The 365-nt window shown below is 43.0% G+C and carries 2 pseudogenes; both read left to right on the top strand.

Features of this window, described 5'->3' with window-relative positions:
* Positions 1-237, top strand: a pseudogene (locus BTHG_RS23870) (S41 family peptidase); the annotation flags it as partial.
* Positions 221-365 (top strand): annotated as a pseudogene (locus tag BTHG_RS27170) (single-stranded DNA-binding protein); the annotation flags it as partial. The pseudogenes BTHG_RS23870 and BTHG_RS27170, both read left to right, overlap by 17 nt.

Here is a 365-nt window from a genome sequence, read left to right as displayed (position 1 = left end):
AGTGCTTCAGCCTCTGAGATTTTAGCAGGTGCATTAAAAGAAGCAGGCGGTTATGACCTAGTCGGTGAAAAGACATTTGGTAAAGGAACCGTTCAACAAGCAAGAGACATGGGTGACGGAAGTAACTTGAAGCTAACGATGTTCAAGTGGTTAACGCCAGACGGAAACTGGATTCATAAAAAAGGAATCAAGCCGACCGTCAAGGTGAAACAACCTGAATACTTCTACGCAAACCCAAGGTGGCCAAGGTGGCTATTCTCCATTTGGACAGAGTCAGAACCCTAATAAAATCAAGGACCTACAAGAGTTGATCAAGATCCATTTGCAAATGATGGACAACCTATCGATATTTCAGATGATGATTC

Source organism: Bacillus timonensis, assembly GCF_000285535.1.
Taxonomy (GTDB): domain Bacteria; phylum Bacillota; class Bacilli; order Bacillales; family Bacillaceae_L; genus Ferdinandcohnia; species Ferdinandcohnia timonensis.
Note: the sequence above shows the minus strand (reverse complement) of the source record. Positions and strands in the feature narration are given on the sequence as shown.